Genomic DNA, 21848 nt, shown 5'->3' on the forward strand with positions numbered 1-21848 from the left:
GGCGGGCCGTCAGAGCGGCAGTGTCGCCGGGGAGCCGCCGTTGGCCTCGTAGCCCGCCACCGCCAGGGCGCGGTAGACCGCGTACGAGGCCGCCGGGTCCGCGTCGGCCGACCAGGGGAGGGCGCCCACGTAGCCGTCGATGTGCCGGACCTGGTCCATCGCCTCGGCCCAGCGCTCCCCGCCGACCAGGAAGAGGAGCAGCAGGTGGCGTACGTGAGCCAGCATCGGGTCGTCGGCGCGCGCGCTGTGGACGGCGTACAGCGCGCCCTCCACCGCCCGGGTCACGGCCTCGCTCTGGTGGAAGCTGCGGATCAGGACCACGTCGGGGAGGTGCTCGTACAGCGCGAACAGCGGCAGCGCCGCCAGCAGTGAGCCCCGCGGGGCGCGGGCCGCCGCGTGGTGGGTGAAGGCGTCGGCCTTCTCCCGGGAGCCGTGCCACTTCGCACACCAGTAGTGCAGCGCCGCCAGGTGCGCGCCCATGTGCTGCGGCGCCCGGTCGATGACCTTGGCCCAGAGCGCGTCGTACTCGGGCTCCGGGTAGTGCAGCATGCGGGCGACGGCCAGCTCGACGATGTACGGGACCGGGTCGCCGGGGGCCAGCGGCGCGGCCTGCCGGCAGGACTCGAGGGCCTCCTCCGCGATGATCCGCACATCGCTCTCGCCCATGCCTTCGGGGCGCCGGAACATCTGCTGCGCCAGCAGCTCCGCGTGCACCTGGGCACCGCCCGCGTCCTTCGGGGCCTCCAGCCGCCACGCCTTCAGCCAGCGCGCACCGGCCCCGGGCTCCTGGGACAGCTCCAGCGCCGCCGAACCGGCGAAGGCCTGCACGCGCTGCCAGCGCACCTCGCCCTCCTTCGGGGTGCCGGCCAGCAGCTGGGAGGCGGCCTGCCACTGCCCGGTCCGGGTCACGTTGTCGAGGGCGTCCATCAGGTCCTGGTCGGGGCCCGGGATCCGGATGTCGAGGTCCTCCTGGAGGGCGAATCCGTAGTCCGCGGGGTCGGCCGCGTCCGGGCTGCCGGGCGCGACCGTGCGCAGGCCGCCGATCCCGCGCCGCAGGATCGGTCCGGCGGCGGCCAAGAGCAGGGCCATCGCGAGCAGGAACCACAGAATCTCCATGACCCCAGCGAACCAGACGGACCCGCACGAAGGCCAATAGGAGGCAAAGCCGCTCCGCTGCGGGGATGGCTGAGGTGGGGGCCGCGGCAGGGCCGGACGGGGCATAGCATCGGGCCATGAGCGACAGCCACGAGCACCAGAGCTTCGAGACCCGCGCCATCCACGCGGGCAACACGGCGGACCCGCTGACCGGCGCGGTCGTGCCCCCGATCTACCAGGTCTCCACGTACAAGCAGGACGGCGTCGGAGGACTGCGCGGCGGCTACGAGTACAGCCGCAGCGGCAACCCGACCCGTACCGCGCTGGAGGAGAACCTCGCGGCGCTGGAGGGCGGCCGGCGCGGCCTCGCCTTCGCATCCGGGCTCGCCGCCGAGGACTGCCTGCTGCGTACGCTGCTCTCCCCGGGCGACCACGTGGTCATCCCGAACGACGCCTACGGCGGCACCTTCCGCCTCTTCGCGAAGGTCGTCTCCCGCTGGGGCGTCGAGTGGTCGGTGGCCGACACCTCCGACCCGGCGTCCGTACGGGCCGCCCTCACGCCGAAGACCAAGGTCATCTGGGTCGAGACCCCCTCCAACCCGCTGCTCGGCATCACGGACATCGCCCTCGTGGCCGACATCGCGCGGACCGCCGGCGCCAAGCTGGTTGTGGACAACACCTTCGCGTCCCCCTACCTCCAGCAGCCGCTCGCGCTCGGCGCGGACGTGGTCGTGCACTCGCTGACCAAGTACATGGGCGGCCACTCCGACGTCGTCGGCGGCGCGCTCGTCGCCGCCGACGCGGCACTGGGCGAGGAGCTGGCCTACCACCAGAACGCCATGGGCGCGGTGGCCGGGCCCTTCGATTCGTGGCTCGTGCTGCGCGGCATCAAGACGCTGGCCGTCCGCATGGACCGGCACGCCGAGAACGCCAGCCGGATCGCCGAGATGCTGACCCGCCACCCCAAGGTCCACAAGGTCCTCTACCCGGGCCTGCCCGGGCACCCGGGCCACGAGGTCGCCGCCAAGCAGATGCGCAACTTCGGCGGCATGATCTCCTTCGAGGTCACCGGCGGCGAGGAGGAGGCGGTCGCGCTCTGCGACCGGACCAGGATCTTCACCCTGGGCGAATCCCTCGGCGGCGTCGAGTCCCTCATCGAGCACCCGGGCCGCATGACCCACGCCTCGGTGGCCGGCTCGGCCCTGGAGGTCCCGGGCGACCTGGTCCGTCTGTCGGTCGGCATCGAGAACGTCGACGACCTGCTCGCGGACCTGACGCAGGCGCTGGGCTAGCACGGCGCCGGCACGACGCGGCGGACGGCGCCGTCCGCGAGGTTTCCCCGACCCCTACCAGGGCGGGGAGACCTCGCTCGACGGCGCCGTCCACGCGTGCGTGAGCGAGGCCCACACCACGAAGGCCACCAGCGCCGCGAAGACCAGCATCCAGCCGATCCGGCGGACCGTGCGGCGCCGCCGCAGCAGCCGGTCGCCGCGTGCCGCCGCGCCCGCCGCGAGATCGGCCGGCACCGCCGGGTAAGGGCCCTCCAGCAGTCGTTTGACGTGGGCTTCCCTACGATCCGGGGGACTCATGCCGCCTCCTGGTGACGGGTGTCCGACCGGGAGCCGGGGCCGGGACCGGCGCCGGGACCGGGATCCGCGCCAGGGCCGGATGCGGCGCCGGGGTGCGAGCGCAGGCCGGCCACCGCGCGGTCGCAGAGCGCGCGCACCCGCTCGGGCGCCAGCCCCAGCTGCGCCGCCGTGACTTCCTCCGCGACCCCCTCGTAGAGCCGCAGCACCACGACGAGCCGCTCCAGCGGGCCGAGCGGTCCGAGCACCCCGCCGCCGCCGTGGTGGCGGCGGCCGGTGCGGGCGAAGGCGGCGCACAGCTCCTGGCGCGTGTAGTCGTACGGGTCGTCCCCGCGCAGCCTGCGCCAGTTCGCGTAGGTACGGGCCAGCGCGCCGCCGAGGAGCCCGCGCGCGGCGGGAGCGTCCTCCGCGGTGGCGGCGGGCTCCGCCGTGAGCAGGATCGCGACGCGCAGGAGCCGCCCCGCCGCTCCGGCGACGAAGGCTTCGAACTCGGCGTAGGGGCCCGGCCCGTGGTCCACAGTCCACATAGTGCGGCCAGCGGGACCACCCCGGTCAAGGGGTGGGAGGCACCCGGGACGGACGGGGTACCGGAGGGGGCACCGGACGGACGGCCCGGGCGGGCGTCAGGAGGCGGGGCCGGCCTCGGAGCCGGGCTCGGAGCCGGCCGACATCAGCTCGGACAGCGAGACGTTGAAACGCGTCAGCAGACCGGTGAACGACTCGCGCTCCACCTCGTTCCACCCCTCGGTCACCCGTGCCATCAACTCGCGCCGGGAGGAGCGGACCTCCTCCAGCCGGGCCAGTCCGCGCGGGGACAGCGCGAGCACCACCGCCCGGCCGTCCTCCGGGTGCGAGGTCCGCTTGACCAGGCCGCTGTCGACGAGCGGCGCGACCTGGCGGGTCACGGTGGAGGAGTCGATGCCCATGCCGCCGGCGAGCGCCTTGACGCCCATCGGGCCCTCCAGGTCGAGCCGGTTCAGCAGCAGGTACGCGGCCCGGTCCATGGAGTTGCGGGCCTGGCCGACCCCGCCCAGGCGGGTCTGCTCGGCGCGCCGGGCGAAGACCGCCACCTGGTGCTGGAGCGCGTCGAGGAGACCGGCTTCGGCGGGCGCGCCGGCCGGCGCGGGCAGGTCGGAACTGGCCGAGGTGGAGGGCATGGCCGTGAGCTCTCTTCGCGAGGGGCCGACAAGGATGGGGGACAGAGTACGCGGCCGTGCGGCGGCTCGTACGCCTCGTACGAGAACTGGTACGGCCGCTGCGGAACGGCCGTCACGGTCCGTCCCGCATGGCGAGATCTCGCCCCTCCGCGGGCCCGCCCGGGCACCCCTGCGGGCCCCCGCCCGCACGGTGGCACCGGGCCCGGATCCGCGTCCCGCGCCGGGTGGCGCACCGGCTGCGAGACTGACCGCATGAACTACCGCGTGCCGCAGCCCGTTCCGCAGGTCATCCTCGACGATGTCCGAGGGGCACAGAAGATGCTCTCCGGCGTCTCCCGGGTGACCGCGATGGAGGGCAGCCGGTACCTCTCCACGCTCACCGGCTCCCCGGTCCACCTCAAGTGCGAGAACCTCCAGCGCACCGGCTCCTTCAAGCTCCGCGGGGCGTACGTGCGCATCGCGGGACTGCGCCCCGAGCAGCGGGCCGCCGGAGTCGTCGCCGCCAGCGCGGGCAACCACGCGCAGGGCGTGGCGCTGGCCTCTTCCCTCCTCGGGGTCCGCTCGACCGTGTTCATGCCGGTGGGGGCACCCCTGCCGAAGGTGGCCGCGACCCAGGACTACGGCGCCGAGGTGCGGATGCACGGGCAGGTCGTGGACGAGACGCTGGCCGCGGCCCAGGACTACGCGGACCGTACGGGCGCGGTGTTCATCCACCCCTTCGACCATCGCGACATCATCGCCGGCCAGGGCACGGTGGGCCTGGAGATCCTGGAGCAGTGCCCGGAGGTGCGCACCATCCTGGTCGGGATCGGCGGCGGCGGGCTCGCGGCCGGGGTCGCCGTCGCGGTCAAGGCGCTGCGGCCGGACGTCCGGGTGATCGGTGTCCAGGCGGCGGGCGCGGCCGCCTATCCGCCCTCGCTGAAGGTCGGGCACCCGGTGTCCATCGACAACCCGGTCACGATGGCGGACGGCATCAAGGTCGGCCGGCCCGGCGACATCCCCTTCAAAATCATCGGCGAGCTCCTCGACGACGTGCGTACGGTGTCGGAGGACGCGCTCTCCAGCGCCCTGCTGCTCTGCCTGGAACGGGCCAAGATGGTGGTCGAGCCGGCCGGGTGCAGCACGGTGGCCGCGCTGCTGAGCGAGCCCGAACTGTACGGCGACGGCCCGGTGGTGGCCGTCCTGTCCGGCGGGAACATCGACCCGCTGCTCCTGCAGCGGATCCTGCGCCACGGCATGGCGGCGGCCGGCCGCTACCTGTCGCTGCGGCTGCGGGTGACCGACCGGCCGGGGGCGCTGGCCGGTCTGCTGGGGGAACTGTCAGTGGTGGATGCGAACGTGCTGGACGTGAGCCACGTACGGACCGACCCGCGGCTGGGGCTCACGGAGGTGGAGGTGGAACTGCACCTGGAGACGAAGGGGCCCGAGCACTGCGCGGAGGTCGCGCGGGCGCTGCACGGGGCGGGGTACACGGTCATCGGCTAGGGCGCCGGCCCGCACGGAAGGTGCCTGTTCCTCCCGTTCCTGTAGCCACACGCGATATAACGCGATACGGTGTCGTCCGCTCGGCCGAGCGGAGTCGACTGGGCTCGGCGATCATAGGATTCGCGTAGGAATGTCATGATTCCGCTGGTTCGATTCGCACTGGGAGAACCCATATGCCAGGCGCCATCTATGCCGAGGGTCTGGTCAAGACCTTCGGCGACGTAAGGGCTCTGGACGGCGTTGACCTCGACGTACCCGAAGGCACGGTGCTGGGCCTGCTCGGCCCCAACGGCGCGGGCAAGACCACGACCGTACGTGTCCTGACCACCCTGCTGCAGCCCGACAGCGGCAAGGCGGTCGTAGCCGGGATCGACGTCCTCAAGCACCCCAACGAAGTCCGCCGCGCGATAGGCCTCTCGGGCCAGTTCGCCGCCGTCGACGAGTACCTCACCGGCCGCGAGAACCTCCAGATGGTCGGCCAGCTCTACCAGATGAGCGCCAAGGCGGCGAAGGCCCGCGCCGCCGAACTGCTGGAGCGCTTCAACCTCGGCGACGCCGCCGACCGCACGGCCAAGACGTACTCCGGCGGCATGCGCCGGCGCCTCGACCTCGCGGCGGCCCTGGTCGTCAGCCCGCCCGTGATGTTCATGGACGAGCCCACCACCGGCCTCGACCCGCGCAACCGCCAGGCGCTGTGGGGAATCATCCAGGAGCTCGTCGCGGGCGGCACCACCCTGCTGCTCACCACGCAGTACCTGGAGGAGGCCGACCACCTCGCCCACGACATCTGCGTGGTCGACCACGGCAAGGTCATCGCACGCGGCACCTCCGACCAGCTCAAGGCCCGTACCGGCGGCGAACGCGTCGAGGTCGTCGTGCACGAGCGCGACCACATGGCCGGCGCCCGCGAGGTGCTCGCGCGATTCGGCAAGGGCGAGACCACCGTCGAGGAGCACACCCGCAAGCTGACCGTTCCGGTCTCCGGCGGGGCCAGACTGCTCGCCGAGGTCATCCGCGAGCTGGACGCGCGCGGCTTCGAGATCGACGACATCGGCCTGCGCCGTCCCACCCTGGACGACGTGTTCATCTCCCTGACCGGCCACGCGGCGGAACTGAACGCCGAGGAGACCGACGAGACCCCCGCCGACGCGCAGGGCAAGGGCGGCCGCAAGGCCCGCAAGGAGGCGGCGAAGTGACCCTCACCTCCACCACCCCGGAACTGGCGGCGCCCCGCCCGCGCGGCGGCCTCGTCCAGGGGGTCAAGGACTCCCTGGTCATGGCCAAGCGGAACCTGATCCGCATGTCCCGCATCCCCGAGATGATCATCTTCGGCGTGATCCAGCCGGTGATGTTCGTCGTCCTCTTCAGCTACGTCTTCGGCGGTTCGATCGCCGTGGGCGGCAACACCTCGCCCGCCGCCTACCGCGAGTTCCTCATGGCGGGCATCTTCGCCCAGACCGTCACCTTCGCCACGGCCGGCGCGGGCGCGGGCATCGCGGACGACATGCACAAGGGGCTCATCGACCGCTTCCGGTCACTGCCCATGGCCCGCGGCGCGGTCCTGACCGGCCGCACCCTCGCCGACCTCGTCCAGACCACGCTCACGCTCGTCGTCCTGGCGATCGTCGCGCTGATCGTCGGCTGGCGCACCCACACCAGCATCGGCGAGGTCCTGGCCGGCTTCGCCCTGCTGCTCCTGCTCGGCTACGCGTTCTCCTGGATCGGCGCCCTGATCGGCCTGTCGGTGCGCACCCCGGAGGCGGCCACCTCGGGTGGGCTGATCTGGCTCTTCCCGCTGACGTTCATCTCCAACGCCTTCGTCCCCTCCGACAACATGCCGACGTTCCTGCGGCACATCGCGGAGTGGAACCCCTTCAGTGCGACCGTCCAGGCGGCCCGACAGCTCTTCGGGAACCTCCCGGACGGCTACCCGGTCCCCGAGGCCTGGCCGATGCAGCATCCGGTCGTCGCGTCGATCCTCTGGTCACTGCTGATCATCGTGGTCTTCCGCACCCTGGCGGTCCGCAAGTACCGCTCGGCGACGGCCTGACCACGGCTCCTCGCACGTCCCGCACAGCACTTCGCCCCGCCGGTCATCAGCCCGGCGGGGCGAAATGTCGAAAGGGGGGTGATCAGCCGGTGAACGGCTTGACGTCGAGGATCTTGACCGACGCCTGCTTGCCGTTCGGCAGCTCGTACTGGGCGTCCTCGCCGATCTTCTTGCCCGTCACACCGGTGCCCAGCGGGGACTGCGGGGAGTAGGTCTCGAAGTCCGAGGACGCGTACTCGCGCGAGGCCAGCAGGAACTCCATGGTGTCGTCCTCGTCGCCGTCGAAGGCGATCTTGACGAGAGTGCCGGGGGCCACCACGCCCTCGGCGGCGGGGGCCGTACCCACCTTGGCCTTCTCCAGGAGCTGGGTCAGCTGGCGGATGCGCAGCTCCTGCTTGCCCTGCTCCTCCTTGGCCGCGTGGTAACCGCCGTTCTCACGGAGGTCGCCCTCCTCGCGGGCAGCGGCGATCTTGACCGTGATCTCACTGCGTGCGGGACCAGAGAGGTACTCCAGCTCGGCCTTCAGCTGGTCGTACGCCGCCTGGGTCAGCCAGGTGACGCTCTCGCTCGTCTGGGTCACGGGTGCTCCTCGTCGGTACAGGGACTACTAAAGCCGCCAGCGGCGGACGAAACCACGAGCCTAACAATTCGGGAAGAAAAGGGGGAGGACACCAAGCGTGTGAAACGCGTCAGGGCGTGTTGAGCCGGCCGCGGGCCGGGTCGGTCCTGGGGCCCGCCGCTCAGCCCGCGGAGCCCGCCGGCCGGCAGCCGATCAGTTCGATCATCGTCGCGCGGCCGGTCGTCCTCAGCGTGACCATCTCGTCCACGCGCCGGTCCTCCTGCGCGAACGTGAAGTCGGCCCGGCCCACCTCGCCGTGCTCCTCGTCCTGCGAGCTCAGCGTGCACACCCCGGTGACCGAGGCCTCCTTGCGGACCTCCAGATGCACCTCGACCGCGGTGTCCGAGACGACCTTGAACTTGATGACCTCGGCGCTCACACTCTGCCCGGCGACGTAGTCCCAGCCGATCCAGCCGACCACACCGAGCAGCCCGACCCCGAGCACCGATCCGATGATCTTGAGCTTGCGGTCAGCGCGCTCGTCCGCCGACCGGCCGTAGCGGCCCTCGGGCAGCTCCTCGCGCACCGCGCTCATCGATCGATCCCTTCGAGACGGGTCACACCGGAATCCCGGAGCGACCCCCCGGAATTTTTCCACCCCCCGATTCGGTCACTATAGGAGCGCCAGCCCTGACGACTCAAAGAGGATCCTGTCTTGACCGAGCAGCTTCGACTGATGGCCGTCCACGCCCACCCCGACGACGAGTCGAGCAAGGGCGCGGCCACCATGGCCAAGTACGTGTCCGAGGGGGTGTCCGTGCTGGTGGTGACCTGCACCGGCGGCGAGCGGGGCTCCGTCCTCAACCCCAAGCTCCAGGGCGACAAGTACATCGAGGACAACATCCACGAGGTGCGCGCCAAGGAGATGGACGAGGCCCGCGAGATCCTCGGCGTCGACCAGGAGTGGCTGGGATACGTCGACTCGGGCCTGCCCGAGGGCGACCCGCTGCCGCCGCTGCCCGAGGGCTGCTTCGCCCTCGACGACGTCGACGAGGCGGCCGGCCGCCTGGTGAGGAAGATCCGCGCCTTCCAGCCGCAGGTGGTCACCACCTACGACGAGAACGGCGGCTACCCGCACCCCGACCACATCATGACGCACAAGATCTCGATGGTGGCCTTCGAGCACGCGGCCGACACCGAGAAGTACCCGGAGGCCGAGTTCGGCCCGGCGTACCAGCCGCAGAAGCTCTACTACAACCAGGGCTTCAACAAGCCGCGCACCGTCGCCCTGCACGAGGCGCTGCTCGCCCGCGGCCTGGAATCCCCGTACGCGGAGTGGCTGGAGCGGTGGAAGGAGTTCGAGCGCACGGAGCGGACCCTGACCACCCACGTGCCCTGCGCCGACTTCTTCGAGATCCGCGACAAGGCCCTCATCGCGCACGCCACGCAGATCGACCCCGACGGCGGCTGGTTCCGCGTGCCGATGGAGATCCAGAAGGAGGTCTGGCCGACCGAGGAGTACGAGCTCGCGAAGTCCCTCGTGGACACTTCCCTCCCCGAGTCCGACCTCTTCGCGGGCATCCGGGAGAATGCGTAGCTATGAGCGCTACGCAGGCAGCAATCGTCCAGCTCCTCCCGCTGGCCGGCGACACCTTCGACAAGAACAAGGTGACCCCGGGCATCCTGGGCTTCATCGTGTTCGCGGCCCTCGCCCTCGGGGTGTGGGGCCTGATGAAGTCGATGAGCCGGCACATGGGCCGCGTCGACTTCAAGGAAGCCCCGGAGCCCGCCCCGGCGGAGAGCACGCGCGCCCCGTAGGGGCGTCGACGCCGATCCGTCCGCGGGATCCCCGCGCGACCGCCGCCCCGCCGCGAACGGCAGGGCGGCGGAGCTCCGCGCGCCTTGCGCGAGGCCGCACACCGTGCCCCGCGCCGTTTTCTGCACCGCACCCCGCGCCGTGCGTTGCACCGCACCCCGTGCCGGTGCCCCACGCCGTTCCCTACGCCGGGTCCTGCGCCGCGGGCGGCGCCACCGGGACGCCCATGATCTCCCGCGAGTGCAGGTTCGGCACCAGCGACAGCCGCCACGCCTGCCAGCCCTCCGCCGGGTCCACCCCCCGGGCCAGGATCACCGTGTAGGAATCCAGCGCGTCCTCCAGCCGCCCGTCCCGCTTCGGATGCGGGGCCGCGGCCAGCCGGGCCAGTTCCGTCCGCGCCTCGTCGGTAGCCTCCGGGAGCGCGTACGGCAGGAGCGTGCAGCGCAGGAAGCGCGCCCAGTCCTCCCCGCGCCGGTCCCCGTAGGAGATGAACAGTCGCACCGCCTCCTCGCACAGGCCCAGCGCCTGCGCGACCCGCCCGTTGCCCGCGTCCACCACCGCCAGCTCCAGACAGGTCCAGGCCTCCCCGTGGGCCAGCCCGATCCGCCGGAAGTCCGCCCGCGCGTCCACCAGCAGCTGACGGGCGAAGCCGGAGTTCTTCAGGTTCCCCGTCTGCGTCGCCCGCTGGTCACGCGTCACCCGGCCCGAGTGGTGGCGGGCGTGCGCCAGCCCGTACACGTCCCGCATCCGGGAGAACATCGTGCGCGCCCGCTCCAGCTCGCGCACCGCCCGGTCCCGCTCCCCGGCCTCCTCCAGCGCCTGCCCCAGGTAGTACAGCGTCCACGCCTCACCGCGCGCGTCCTCCGCCTCCCGGTGCCGGACCAGCGCGTCGCGCAACCGCTCCAGCGCCGGACCCGGATCCCCGTCGACCACCCGGGCCCGGCCCAGCTGGGTCAGCGCCCAGGCCTGGCCCCGGTCGTCGCGCGTGCGCCCGTACAGCTCCAGGGCCAGGCGCAGCTCCGCCTCCGCCCGCGGCACCTCGCCCAGGCGCAGGTACACCTGGCCCAGCTGCAGGTGCGCCCAGGCCTCGCCGTGCACGCTCTCGCTCTCCCGGTGCAGGACCAGCGACTCGCGCAGCAGCCGCAGCGCCTCCGCGAGGTTCGCCCGGTCCCGCTCCACGGCGCCGAGCGCGTGCAGCCCCCACGCCCGGTCGCCCGCCAGCTCGTCCGGAGCCTGCAGCACCAGCGCCTCACGGATACGGGCGGAGGCCTCCGGGAGGTTGCCCTGGTGGTGCAGGGTGATGCCGAGCGAGACCAGCGCCATGCCCGCGCCGGCGTCCTGCTGGGCCTCCATGTACTGGTCGACCAGCGAGGTCAGCGTGGTGCGGGATTTGTCGAGCTCACCGAGCTGGCGCGCCGCGATACCCGTGCGCCACTGCACCGAACGCACCAGCAGCCCCTGGTCCACGGCCTGCGTGAGCTCGTTGATCTCGCCGAGCCGGTACAGGTCGCCGCGCAGCAGGCAGAAGTCGCAGAGCGCGCCCAGCAGGTCGAGCACCGCCTGCTGGTCCACGCCCTCCGAGTGCCGCAGCGCCGCCGTGATGAAACTCGACTCGTCGTCCAGCCAGCGCAGTGCCGCGTCCAGCGAGACGAAGCCGTGCCCGCCGACCGTGCTCGCCTTCGACAGGGCGTTCGCCCGCGTGGACATCTTCCCGTCGACCATCCGGATCACCGAGTCCGCGAGCTGCGCGTACGTACGGATCAGCCGCTCGTGCGCCGCCGCGGCCCCGGCCCGGTCCTCGTCCCGCGCCAGCCGCGCCGCCGCGTAGGAGCGCACCGCGTCGTGCATCCGGAACCGGTCCCCGCGTACGTGGTCCAGCAGCCCCGCCCGCGCCAGCTCGCGCAGCAGCCGCCCGGCCTCCGCCTGGTCCGCGTCGATCAGCGCCGCCGCGGCCGCCGCCCCGAGCGAGGCCCGGCCCGCGAGGGTGAGTCGGCGCAGCAGCCGGCGCCGCTCCTCGGGCAGGGCGGCGTAGGCCAGGTCGAGGGCGGCGCCCAGGGAGCCGCCGGGATCCCGCGGCGTCGCACGGGCCTCCGCACGGGCGCTGTCCCCACGGGCGCTGTCCGTCCCGGAGCCCCCGGAGGCCTTCCCGGGACCGTCCCCGAGAGGTGCCAGCACGCGCAGCGCCAGCGGCAGCCCCGCGCCGAGCGCGAGCAGGCCCCGTACGGACTCCTCCGGGTGCGGGTACCCGGTCGCGCCCGCGGCGGCCTCCGCCTCCGACCCGGCCCTCGCGCCCGCCGCCCGGACCAGCTCCGAACCGGCCTCCTCCGCCAGCCGCGTCACCGGCAGCTGGTACACCCAGGCCGCGAGGTCGGCGGGCAGCTCCAGCGGCTCCCGCGCCGTGACCAGGACCAGGCTCTCGGAGCGCTCCGGCACCAGCATCCGTACCTGCGCGCAGTCCACGGCATCGTCCAGGACCACCGCCACCGGCGTGCCCTGCACGTGCTGGTGGTACAACTCGCCCAGCCTGCGCACCTGCTGGTCCGCCGAGGAACCCTCACGGAACAGCAGCTGCTCGCGGGGCGCCCCGAGCCGGTTCATCAGGTGCAGCAGCGCCTCGCGGGTCGGCAGCGGACTCTCGGCGGCGCCACCGCCGCGCAGGTCCACCACGCAGGCACCCTTGAACTGGTCCCGCAGCGCGTGTGCCGCGTGCAGCGCCAGCGTGGTGCGGCCCACCCCCGGCTCGCCGTGCAGCACCACGACCACCGGCCGGGTCTCGGTACTGGCCCGCGCGCTCCGCACCCACTGGGCGATACGGGCCAACTCCGCCCGCCGGCCCACGAACACCCTGTCGAGTTCCGGCAGTTGCCCGAAGGACTGCTCCAGCATGCTCCGCCGGCGAGCCTCCGCGCTGCGGTTGGCCCCGCGCAGCTGGAGGGGGCCGCCGGAGCCGTTCCCGTTCGCCTTGTGCGGGGGATGGGAGGCCACGACCACCTTGCGCTGCTGCTCCAGGAACGGGCGTATCCCGCGCACCTCCAACGCCGACAGCCACTGCAGCCTCAGCTGCTCCGCCCCGCCAGGGCGGCCCAGTTCCCCGGCGCGCCGGTTCGCCGCGGGCAGGTGCAGGGCGGTCACCTTGACCACGGTGGCCGTCGCCCCGGCCACGCCCACCACGGCGCCCGCGGTCAGCGCCGTGCCGGCCGCCACGCCGAACGCCAGGTCGGCACCGAGGGCGGCCGCCGCCGCCACCGCCGTCACCAGCAGTGCGGTCGAGGTGTTCGCGCGGCGGAAGGCCTCGCCCAGCGACTCCTCCCCGGCCGCCGCCTCGTCCAGGGCGCGCGTGTACGCCTCGTACTCGGTGGACGCGCTCGCCGCCAGCGCGTCCAGAGCCTGCTTGCCGCGCGCGAGCAGCGCCGCTCCGGCCTCCGGAGTGCCGGCCGCCCCGCTCGCCCCGCGCCGGGACTCCTCCTCCACGGCCCGCCCCAACAGCCGCTCGGCCTCGCCGCGATGACTGTCCCGCATCGGCAATCCCCCTCAGAGAGCTCCGGCATGGTGCGACAAGTGTCCTTCGGTACGGTCGTCAGCGCGAGAGAATCTGAGCTAGTTCAGAGGGAGTTGACGCTCAACCGGTCGCATATGGTGATCCGGTGAACAGAGAATGGGGGACTCGCGAGCTCTGCGCGACGGCCGCGCTGCTCCTGGCCGCCGCGACCGGATGCAAGCTCCCGCCGCCGGAAAACGTCCCGGAGCAGGGCTTCCGGCTCCACTACGAGAAGCCCGCGCCGGCCGACAAGGACAACGCCCGCTACCTGCGGACCTGGCAGCTCGCCGAGCTCGTCCTCGCCGACCTCAACGCCTACGTCGACCTCCCCCACCCGGTCACCGTCGTCGCCAAGTCCTGCCAGGGCGAGGGCACCGGTTACGACCCGGACACCCGCCGCATCGACCTCTGCTACGACGACCTGACGGAGGAGCGCGAACTGTTCACCCGCGCCGGGAGGACCACCGGCGACGAGGAACTCTCCGAGGTCGTCCGCGAGACGATCTACCACGAGGCGGGCCACGCCGTCATCGACGCGCTGGACCTCCCGGACGAGGGGGCCCGGGCCGAGGAGGACGCCGCGGACCGCTTCGCCGAGGTGGCGCTGCTGCTCCGCGACCCCGAGGGCGACGACACCCTCCTGACGGCGGCCCGGGCCTACGACCTCTCGGCCGCCACCGACCCCGCCACCGACCCCACGGACGAACACGCCCCGGACGCCGCCCGCGCGGAATCCCACCGCTGCGCGGTCCACGGCGCCTTCCCGACCCGCCACAAGGACCTGGCCACCCCGTCCCGCGCCGACTGCGCCACCACCTGGACCCGCACCCGCGACACCTGGACAACCGATCTCGCGCCGTTGCGGGTGGGGCGGTAGCGGGCTCCAGCACGCCGACAACCCCGTCGACTGGTGGCCCTGGTCCCCGGAGGCCTTCGCGGAGGCGAGGGAGCGGGGGTACCCGTTCTGCTGAGCGTTGGGTACAGCTCTTGTCATTGGGGTGCCAGTGAATTCGCACAATCAGGTAGCCCTGACCTGTGCTGTTTCCTATGAGTGCTGGGGTGGATACGTACGAGGAGAGACCAGACGGGGGCGTGGACGTCCGGGGCCTAGACCACCTGGTCACCTCGCCCGAGGGCAGTTCCCCGCTGCCGCGGCCCATGAGTAAGGCGTCACCCAGGCCGACACTCTAGTGGGTCACTGTCGTGCGGGGCCGTGGCCCCTATCCTGAAAGGCGGCAGGAAGGAGCCGTTGATGAACGTCAACGCGGTCATGCACACCGAGTTCCCCGCTGGGCACGTGGTCTTCTTCGGCACCGACGGGAAGGTGATCATGACTCCGCAGAGCTTCGAGCACTCCAGCACGATCAAGTCGATGCAGATCGACTCGCTCTCGCTCGGCCGGCACGCGAAGACCGCCTCCGACGTGTACCTGGACTTCCCAGCCGATGAGAACTCGGCCCCGGACTTCGCGATCCTGCGGGAGGACGCGCAGCGACAGGGCAAGCGCTACAGCTTCGAGGACGTGCTGCTGATCGCCGAGGTGGTCTCGGTCTCCTCCGCGCGCAAGGACTACGACGACTGCACCGCGAAGTACGGCCGCTACGGCATCCCGGTCTACGTGGTGGTGGACCCGTACGCCGGGGAGGTCGTCGTCCACACCCAGCCCACCGGCTCCGGCTACATCGCGGCCCACACGCACAAGTACGGCTCGGGCAAGTTGCCCATCGAATTGGCCGACGGACGTACCTACACCCTCGACCTGGACGAGCTCCCCCGGCCCGAGTCGGATGCTCGTTGACCATACGGCGTAGCCCGGCCCGGACCTCCGCGCAGTGGAGGCGTCGCACGCGTGTGTGGAGAAGGTCCGGTGGTGCTACCGCTCCGTACGGCGCAGGAACTGCCAGCCCAGTACGGCCAGGGCGAGTGTCTGCACGAGAGAAGTGAGCACGAGCAGGGGCTGAACGGCGAGAGAGCACCAGAACGCGGTCGTGCAGACCATGGGCAGGGCCAGGTACGTGAACAGGTCCACCGCGGTCTGAAGCCGCTTGCGCACGGTGCGGCCCGCAACGTTGCGGTGGTAGACCTCCCAGTCGAACACCGCGCCGTGGGCGGAGGTGAGTTCCCCCAGGCGCGGTCCCAGCCGGTCGCGGACGTAGTAGCCGATCGCCGAGATCTTCTCGTCGTTGACCAGGTAGGTCCAGCCCAGGATCAGGCAGATCGAGGGCACGGAGAGCAGCAGTCGGGACTGTCCGCTCTGGATGGTGATCGCCACGACCGTGGTGGCTGCGGCGAGCGTGAAGTAGAGCAGGTTGTCGCGGAACCCTATGCGGGTCTTCTGCTCCTCCTTGAGGCAGTTGTACTCGGCCAGCAGGATCTTGCTCTCGGTGACGTCATCCGTGGAGGTCACAGGCATTCCTATGCTCGAGTTCGGGATCAGCCAGCGATCTGGAAGGGTGCCAGGTTGTCGGGTCCGTGCCGTTCGATCCAGCTCTTCCCGTCCGCAGCTATCCCCTCGAGGAGGCGAAAGGTGTGGGTGGAGCCGGCTGCGCTGAGGTTGATCTCGGTGATCTCCTGGGAATTCTCGGTCGGCGCCAGTTGATGGGCGTCGGCGTCCTTGACACGGATCTTCCTGATCGGTCCGTTGGTGAGGACGAGCTCCAGGTCGTAGCCGACGTCGGCGTTCTCCGTCACCTGCACGGAGGTCAGCGCGTCGAACCGGTAGTTGCTCCGCTGCTCGTTCCTGCGCGTCGCGTCGGAGAAGTTGAACTCGGAGCTGATCTCGCGGATGCCATCCTGGGTGAACAGGAACAGGCAGAAGACGTAGTGCGAGTACCGCCATGGGCCGCCTCGGACCCGTCCCCGTTTGTAGGAAGGGCCAGGGGCCACCAGGATGGTGTGGGTGATCAGGTCGCGCCAGGTGAGCCGGTGGTGCCGGAGTGCCTCATCGACGAACGAAGTCTTGTCGCAGGTGAGCCAGGTCTCCATCTCCAGTTCGGTGGGGCGCGTATCGTTCAGGAACGCCTGCCAGCGCTGGTAGGCGATCTGTCGTGCGGTCAGCTGTTCGCGGTACTCCTGAGTCTCCCGGGCCAGTCGGCGCTCCTCACGCTTGACCTCCAGCCACCGGGAAGCGGTCGCGTGTCCGGACCAGGCCGCACCGAGCACGGCCAGAAACGCCCACAGCGGCCGTGGTTGGGTGGAACCCGAGGCCGCCGTGCCGAACGCGGCCAGAGCCGTGGCGACGAGAACGGCGAGGGCCGCCACGGTGAGGGCCCTCGTCCTGCCCGGAGTCTGGTCCTGGCGGTGCTGATCGAACAGGGTGCCGTTGTTGTGGCGATTCCGCGCGTCCTCGGCGAGGTAGCGGATCAGCCAGTCGACCCGCTCCACACCGATCCGGCTCTCCCGGTAGAGGTCCGCGATCTCGGCGGCCAGGCTGCTGCGGATCTGATCAGTGTGGGCGAGCCAGGCGTCCGAGGTGAACTCATAGGGCCTGCGCACGCTGAAGTAGTGATCGAACGAATGGCGGACGCGCTTGGTGAATCCGTCCTGGGCGGAGGCGGGATCGCGCGGGTGCGGGACGCGGGGTCCGGTCGTTAGGCCCCGCTTGGGCTCCCGGCCCCACCACCGGACACCGAAGCGGGCCGCAGTCAGGCCCGCGCCGAGTGCCACCGGTAGTTCGACGATCGCCTGGGCCGGATCCGCGATCAGTGCCAGGACCCAGAGGAGCGCACTGCTGACGACGAACAAGACCGCCCGGACCGGGAGGGCCGCCTGGGTGGCAGCGCTGCTCGGGCGGGGTGGAACGGCCCGCGCCCCGATGGGGGCGGGTGCGAAGTAGGCCCAGACCCGTCCGGTCCGGTCATTGCCGAAGCGCTCCGCCCTGGCCCGTTCGAGGGTCTCCGCCCACAGATCGTCCTTCAGCCCTCCGGTGAGCATGAGGTCGAGGTGGCGGAGGATCGCGTCGTGCTGACGGGGCGGCAGGTCCTGCAGCTGCTTCAGCACTGGGCCGGTCTCGCGGCCGGTGGTGCTGACGACCGCCAACAGGTCGAAAGTAACCCGCAGTGCTTCCTTCCACCCGTCCTCGGCGTAGGCCCGTACGAGCCCGGAGACGTAGCGCAGTTGCTGGACCTCTTCGGTGCTCAGGTCGTGGTGGGTGCGGGCGCTGAGCATGGCGAGTACCCAGTGGAAACGAACCTCCGTGCTGTCGTACCCGTGGACGATCGCATCAGTGATCATTTCACGGGCCCGGCTGGGGACGCCGTCCTCCAGGAGCCGTAAGCCCACCCGGTACTTCTCCTGCGGCGACGCATCCGGGTGGACGAAGTTGATGGTGGAGTCGTGTACGACCTCGGCCTGGATCCCGATGGTGGAGTTGTACGCGGCCGAGCTGTACGTGGCACCGTCGTGGTTCATGCCAGGTCACCGGCCGCAGCAACCATGGGAGCCAACGCGGCCACCAGCGCCGGGCACTCCGCGACCAGTCCGCGCAGCCTCTTGAGCGTCATGACCGTCCGCTTCGACGATTCAGGGGTGCGCTCCCCTGCCGACCGGAGGGCGGAGTCCACATCGGTCAGGGCCTCCCGGTGGCTGTCCTCGTCGAGGGCGCCCTCGGTGCGGTGCCACCTCAGCTGATCGCGGAAATCGATTAGTTCCGCGATCAGGTCCGTCGGGCCGGAGGGCTTCGGTGCCGCGTTCATGTGGACGCTGCTGCCCGTGACCGAGCCGGCCATGATGCCGACAGTGCTGTTGTGGGTGGTGTTGCTGACGTGCCGGTCGAACCGGTCGGCCGAACGGGCTCCGTCGTCCCGGGACATTGTGGTCTCCTCCTGCTCGCACACCAATTCCACCGCCAACCGGATGGCGAACGCCGCCGCGTTCGCTGCGGCACGCGGCTGCCAGTTGCGGTCCTCCGCACTGTTCTTCGTGCCGTCCGCCCGGTCGCTGATCCCCCGGACGATGGCCACTGGCGCTCCGCTGAGATGGCCGGCCTGGGCCACGCCGGCCGCCTCCATCTCGATGGCGAGCGCGTCGTTGTAGTGCTGTCGGATCCACTTCGCCTCGGCCGAGATCCTCGAGTTCTGGACGATCTCGCCGGCGGCGATCGCCCCGAAACGCACCTGCGGTCGGTCCTCGTGACCGGGTGTGGGGTCCGCCCAGTCGTCCACACGGGCCAGGTGCGAGGCGAGCTGGCTGATGCCGTGCGGCGCTTCCCACACCCGGGGACGGGCTTTGAGCCCGTCGTCCTCGCTGGACCCGCCGTGGTAGGCGTACACGTGTGACGCCACTACCACGTCACCCAGCCTGGTGGCGTCCCACAGGGCTCCGGCGACCCCGACGAACAGCACGGCCGCTGGCGAGAACTCCTGGATCGCACGTTCGGCGATCACCGCGGCGGAATGGTTCCCCTTGTTCGTCAGGCCGAGCGCGACACGGCACGATGTGCCCGGCACGGTTCCCACCTCGAACCGGGTACCACGCCGATGGTGATGTACCTGAGGATCCGCCAGCCTTCGTTGCACGGCCTGGTATTCAAGATTGAGGGCGGTGAGAATCACCACCGGGCCTTTCGGCATCTACTCCTCTTCCCCACTCGTGTTCTCTTGCGACGCGGATGGCGCGGGTCGGATCAGCGGCGGGAACAGCACGGTTTTCGGTCCGGCCCGGTACAGCCGTGCGGGCCGTCCTCCCGTGGTCCTGCGGTCTGTGGCGATGGGGACGATGAATCCCTTCGCGGCTTGGACCTTCCGGTAGAAATTGCGGGTGTCGAGGGTGGTGCCCCAGACGGCCTCGTACACCTGTTGCAGCTCTACGATGGTGAAGCTCTCCTGGCAGAACGCGGTGGCCAGTGCCGAGAACTCGAGCTTGGTGCGTGCGCGTTCGATCCCGTCTGCAGTGATTCGACGGTGATCGAAGGCGAGCGCCACCTCGCCGGACAGGACAGCGTCCGCGGGAATCCATGCGGCATCGGTGGCATCCGTCCCCGCGACCGGGTCGGGCAGTCCCGGTGCGATCGCCAGGTGTGCCGCGGAGATGACTCGGCCCCGCGGGTCGCGGCCCGAGTCCCCATATACAGCAAGCTGTTCAAGGTGCACCCAGCCGGAGGTCAGGGCCGTTTCCTCGGTCAGTTCGCGGTGGGCGGCATCCAGGATCTCCTCGCCATCGTGGTTCAGGAAACCTCCGGGCAGCGCGAGCATGCCCCGGAAGGGATTTTCGCCCCGCTCCACTAGGAGGACGTGCAGGCGGCTCTCCCGAAGCGTCAGGATCACGAGATCGACCGTCAGCAGTACGGAAGGTGGTGACCATTCGTCATCTTGCATGGGTTACAAGGTACTTCAGTTATTGTCACTCACACAAGAAGTAGGGTGGTGGGATCGACGCACCGCTCGACCCCATGGTCGCGGGGCGTATGGTGGAGGTGCGCGGGTTGACCGGCTGACACCGCCCCCGCCAGTCCGTTCCGGCTTCGAGGTTCCTGCGGCCGGTGCTGCGATACTGCGGGCATGGTGAACCGCCTGGCCGATGCCAGCTCCCCGTACCTCCAGCAGCACGCCGACAACCCGGTCGACTGGTGGCCCTGGTCCCCGGAGGCGTTCGCCGAGGCACGTGCGCGCAACGTGCCCGTGCTGCTGAGCGTGGGCTACAGCTCCTGCCACTGGTGCCATGTCATGGCCAGCGAATCCTTCGAGGACGAGCTGACGGCCGCCTATCTCAACGAACACTTCGTCAACGTCAAGGTCGACCGCGAAGAGCGCCCCGACATCGACGCCGTCTACATGGAGGCCGTGCAGGCCGCCACCGGGCAGGGCGGCTGGCCCATGACCGTGTTCCTGACCGCCGATGCCGAGCCCTTCTACTTCGGCACCTACTTCCCGCCCGAGCCCCGGCACGGGACGCCCTCCTTCATGCAGGTGCTCGAAGGCGTGCGGACCGCGTGGGTGGGGCGGCCCGAGGAGGTGGCGGAGGTCGCGCAGCGGATCGTGCGGGATCTCGCCGGGCGGCAGCTCGACTACGGGAAGGCCGGCACACCCGGCCCCGAGGAGCTCGCCCAGGCACTGCTCGGGCTGGTGCGGGAGTACGACGCCACGCGCGGCGGATTCGGCGGGGCGCCGAAGTTCCCGCCGTCCATGGTGGTGGAGTTCCTGCTGCGCCACCACGCCCGGACCGGGGCCGAGGGGGCGCTGCAGATGGCCGCCGAGACGTGTGAGGCGATGGCCCGGGGCGGGATCTACGACCAGCTCGGGGGCGGGTTCGCGCGGTACTCCGTGGACCGGGAGTGGGTGGTTCCGCACTTCGAGAAGATGCTCTACGACAATGCGCTGCTGTGCCGGGTGTACGCCCACCTGTGGCGGGCGACCGGATCGGACCTCGCCCGCCGCGTCGCCCTCGAGACCGCCGACTTCATGGTCCGCGAACTGCGCACCCACGAGGGCGGTTTCGCCTCCGCGCTGGACGCCGACAGCGAGGACCCGGTCACCGGGAAGCACGTGGAGGGGGTCTACTACGCCTGGACCCCCGCCCAGTTGCGGGAGGTCCTCGGGGAGGAGGACGGGGATCTGGCCGCCGCCTGCTTCGGGGTGACGCAGGAGGGGACCTTCGAGCACGGGATGTCCGTGCTGCAACTCCCCGTGCAGGGGCCGGAGATCGAGCCGGAGCGGCTCGCCGGGATCAAGGAGAGGCTGCTCGCCGCCCGCGCCGGGCGGCCCGCGCCCGGCCGGGACGACAAGATCGTCGCCGCGTGGAACGGGCTGGCCGTCGCCGCCCTCGCCGAATGCGGGGCCTTCTTCGACCGGCCCGATCTGGTGGAGCGGGCCACGGAGGCCGCCGATCTCCTCGTGCGGGTGCACATGGACGGGCGGGCCCGTCTCGCGCGGACCAGCAGGGACGGGCAGGTCGGGGTCAACGCCGGGGTGCTGGAGGACTACGGGGACGTCGCCGAGGGGTTCCTGGCCCTGGCCGCCGTCACCGGCGAGGGGGTCTGGCTGGAATTCGCCGGGTTCCTCGTCGACCTGGTCCTGGACCGGTTCACCGCCGAGGACGGCTCGCTGTACGACACCGCGCACGACGCGGAACGGCTGATCCGCCGGCCGCAGGACCCCACCGACACCGCGGCCCCCTCGGGCTGGACGGCCGCCGCCGGCGCGCTGCTCTCGTACGCCGCGCACACCGGGTCCCGGGCGCACCGTACGGCCGCCGAGCGGGCGCTGGCCGTGGTGCACGCGCTCGGGCCGCGTGCACCGCGGTTCATCGGGCACGGGCTGGCGGTCGCCGAGGCGCTCGTGGACGGGCCCCGCGAGGTGGCCGTGGTCGGTCATCCGGAGGATCCGGCGCGGGCGGAGCTGCACCGGGTCGCGTTGCTGGGGACGGCTCCCGGGGCGGTCGTGGCGACGGGGCTGCCGCGTGCGGCGGACGGCAGTGGTGGGGAGTTCCCCCTTCTGGCCGAGCGCACACTGGTGCACGACCTCCCTACGGCGTATGTGTGTCGACATTTCGTCTGCGCGCGGCCTACGACGGATCCGGTCGAGCTGGCGGAGCAGTTGGAGGCGGTTCGCCCCTGAAAGGGTCGGA

At 71.3% G+C, this 21848-nt stretch carries 20 protein-coding genes and 1 pseudogene; 10 read left to right on the top strand and 11 right to left on the bottom strand.

What is annotated here, in order from left to right:
* Positions 1-9: 9 nt before the first annotated feature.
* On the bottom strand, positions 10-1116 hold the full coding sequence (locus tag OG389_RS23875) for a hypothetical protein (protein ID WP_328300481.1): 1107 nt from the start codon (positions 1114-1116) through the stop codon (positions 10-12).
* Positions 1117-1232: 116 nt separating this feature from the next.
* On the opposite strand from OG389_RS23875, the gene OG389_RS23880 reads away from it, so the two are divergent.
* On the top strand, positions 1233-2387 hold the full coding sequence (locus tag OG389_RS23880; RefSeq protein WP_328300482.1) for a cystathionine gamma-synthase: 1155 nt from the start codon (positions 1233-1235) through the stop codon (positions 2385-2387).
* Between the two features lie 54 nt (positions 2388-2441).
* On the opposite strand, the gene OG389_RS23885 is transcribed toward OG389_RS23880, so the two are convergent.
* From OG389_RS23885 to OG389_RS23895, 3 genes are all read right to left on the bottom strand, one after another.
* Positions 2442-2684, bottom strand: a complete 243-nt coding sequence (locus OG389_RS23885; RefSeq protein WP_328300483.1) for a hypothetical protein — start codon at positions 2682-2684, stop codon at positions 2442-2444.
* Positions 2681-3199, bottom strand: a complete 519-nt coding sequence (locus OG389_RS23890) for an RNA polymerase (RefSeq protein WP_328300484.1) — start codon at positions 3197-3199, stop codon at positions 2681-2683. Before OG389_RS23890 ends, OG389_RS23885 begins: the two co-directional genes overlap by 4 nt.
* A 105-nt stretch (positions 3200-3304) precedes the next feature.
* On the bottom strand, positions 3305-3838 hold the full coding sequence (locus OG389_RS23895) for a MarR family winged helix-turn-helix transcriptional regulator (protein WP_328300485.1): 534 nt from the start codon (positions 3836-3838) through the stop codon (positions 3305-3307).
* Positions 3839-4090: 252 nt separating this feature from the next.
* On the opposite strand from OG389_RS23895, the gene ilvA reads away from it, so the two are divergent.
* The 3 genes from ilvA (at position 4091) to OG389_RS23910 (ending at position 7373) form a co-directional block, all read left to right on the top strand.
* Complete coding sequence (ilvA, locus tag OG389_RS23900; protein ID WP_328300486.1) at positions 4091-5323, top strand: threonine ammonia-lyase; 1233 nt, start codon at positions 4091-4093, stop codon at positions 5321-5323.
* Between the two features lie 173 nt (positions 5324-5496).
* Positions 5497-6519, top strand: coding sequence for an ATP-binding cassette domain-containing protein (locus OG389_RS23905; protein ID WP_328300487.1), 1023 nt, complete (start codon positions 5497-5499; stop codon positions 6517-6519).
* Positions 6516-7373: an ABC transporter permease gene (locus OG389_RS23910; protein ID WP_328300488.1), complete on the top strand. Its 858-nt coding sequence runs from the start codon at positions 6516-6518 to the stop codon at positions 7371-7373. The genes OG389_RS23905 and OG389_RS23910 overlap by 4 nt, the downstream gene beginning before the upstream one ends.
* 82 nt (positions 7374-7455) lie before the next feature.
* Here OG389_RS23910 and greA read toward each other — a convergent pair whose 3' ends face one another.
* Both greA and OG389_RS23920 read right to left on the bottom strand, forming a co-directional pair.
* Complete coding sequence (gene greA, locus OG389_RS23915) at positions 7456-7953, bottom strand: transcription elongation factor GreA (protein ID WP_328300489.1); 498 nt, start codon at positions 7951-7953, stop codon at positions 7456-7458.
* A gap of 160 nt (positions 7954-8113) precedes the next feature.
* Positions 8114-8527: a DUF4307 domain-containing protein gene (locus OG389_RS23920; protein WP_328300490.1), complete on the bottom strand. Its 414-nt coding sequence runs from the start codon at positions 8525-8527 to the stop codon at positions 8114-8116.
* A 120-nt stretch (positions 8528-8647) separates the two neighbouring features.
* Here OG389_RS23920 and mca point away from each other — a divergent pair, with 120 nt between their 5' ends.
* Positions 8648-9529, top strand: a complete 882-nt coding sequence (gene mca / locus OG389_RS23925; RefSeq protein WP_328300491.1) for a mycothiol conjugate amidase Mca — start codon at positions 8648-8650, stop codon at positions 9527-9529.
* Positions 9530-9531: 2 nt separating this feature from the next.
* A complete protein-coding gene (locus tag OG389_RS23930; RefSeq protein ID WP_328300492.1) occupies positions 9532-9750 on the top strand; it encodes a hypothetical protein in 219 nt (72 codons plus the stop codon).
* 181 nt (positions 9751-9931) lie between these two features.
* Here the strand turns inward: OG389_RS23930 and OG389_RS23935 are convergent, their stop codons facing one another.
* The gene (locus OG389_RS23935) at positions 9932-13267 is read right to left on the bottom strand and encodes a tetratricopeptide repeat protein (RefSeq protein WP_328300493.1); all 3336 of its coding nucleotides are present in this window, start codon (positions 13265-13267) and stop codon (positions 9932-9934) included.
* Between the two features lie 125 nt (positions 13268-13392).
* Between OG389_RS23935 and OG389_RS23940 the strand changes: the two genes are divergently transcribed.
* From OG389_RS23940 to OG389_RS23950, 3 genes and pseudogenes are all read left to right on the top strand, one after another.
* Positions 13393-14163, top strand: coding sequence for a DUF4344 domain-containing metallopeptidase (locus tag OG389_RS23940; RefSeq protein ID WP_328300494.1), 771 nt, complete (start codon positions 13393-13395; stop codon positions 14161-14163).
* A pseudogene (locus tag OG389_RS23945) lies at positions 14135-14283 on the top strand (DUF255 domain-containing protein); the annotation flags it as partial. The gene OG389_RS23940 and the pseudogene OG389_RS23945, both read left to right, overlap by 29 nt.
* 255 nt (positions 14284-14538) lie before the next feature.
* On the top strand, positions 14539-15084 hold the full coding sequence (locus OG389_RS23950; RefSeq protein WP_328300495.1) for a Uma2 family endonuclease: 546 nt from the start codon (positions 14539-14541) through the stop codon (positions 15082-15084).
* Positions 15085-15159: 75 nt separating this feature from the next.
* Here OG389_RS23950 and OG389_RS23955 read toward each other — a convergent pair whose 3' ends face one another.
* Genes OG389_RS23955 through OG389_RS23970 form a run of 4 tightly spaced genes read right to left on the bottom strand, consistent with a single transcriptional unit; the run spans position 15160 to position 19600 of the window.
* The gene (locus tag OG389_RS23955; protein WP_328300496.1) at positions 15160-15699 is read right to left on the bottom strand and encodes a hypothetical protein; all 540 of its coding nucleotides are present in this window, start codon (positions 15697-15699) and stop codon (positions 15160-15162) included.
* 20 nt (positions 15700-15719) lie between these two features.
* Positions 15720-17696, bottom strand: coding sequence for a hypothetical protein (locus tag OG389_RS23960; RefSeq protein ID WP_328300497.1), 1977 nt, complete (start codon positions 17694-17696; stop codon positions 15720-15722).
* A complete protein-coding gene (locus OG389_RS23965) occupies positions 17693-18856 on the bottom strand; it encodes a 5'-methylthioadenosine/S-adenosylhomocysteine nucleosidase family protein (RefSeq protein WP_328300498.1) in 1164 nt (387 codons plus the stop codon). Before OG389_RS23965 ends, OG389_RS23960 begins: the two co-directional genes overlap by 4 nt.
* Positions 18857-19600 (bottom strand): NUDIX hydrolase, encoded by a 744-nt coding sequence (locus tag OG389_RS23970; protein WP_328300499.1) that lies wholly within the window; start codon positions 19598-19600, stop codon positions 18857-18859.
* A 183-nt stretch (positions 19601-19783) separates the two neighbouring features.
* Between OG389_RS23970 and OG389_RS23975 the strand changes: the two genes are divergently transcribed.
* Entirely contained in the window at positions 19784-21838 is a 2055-nt protein-coding gene (locus OG389_RS23975) for a thioredoxin domain-containing protein (protein WP_328300500.1), read from the top strand.
* Positions 21839-21848: the final 10 nt, after the last annotated feature.

This window comes from Streptomyces sp. NBC_00435 (genome assembly GCF_036014235.1).
In the GTDB taxonomy this organism is placed as follows: domain Bacteria; phylum Actinomycetota; class Actinomycetes; order Streptomycetales; family Streptomycetaceae; genus Streptomyces.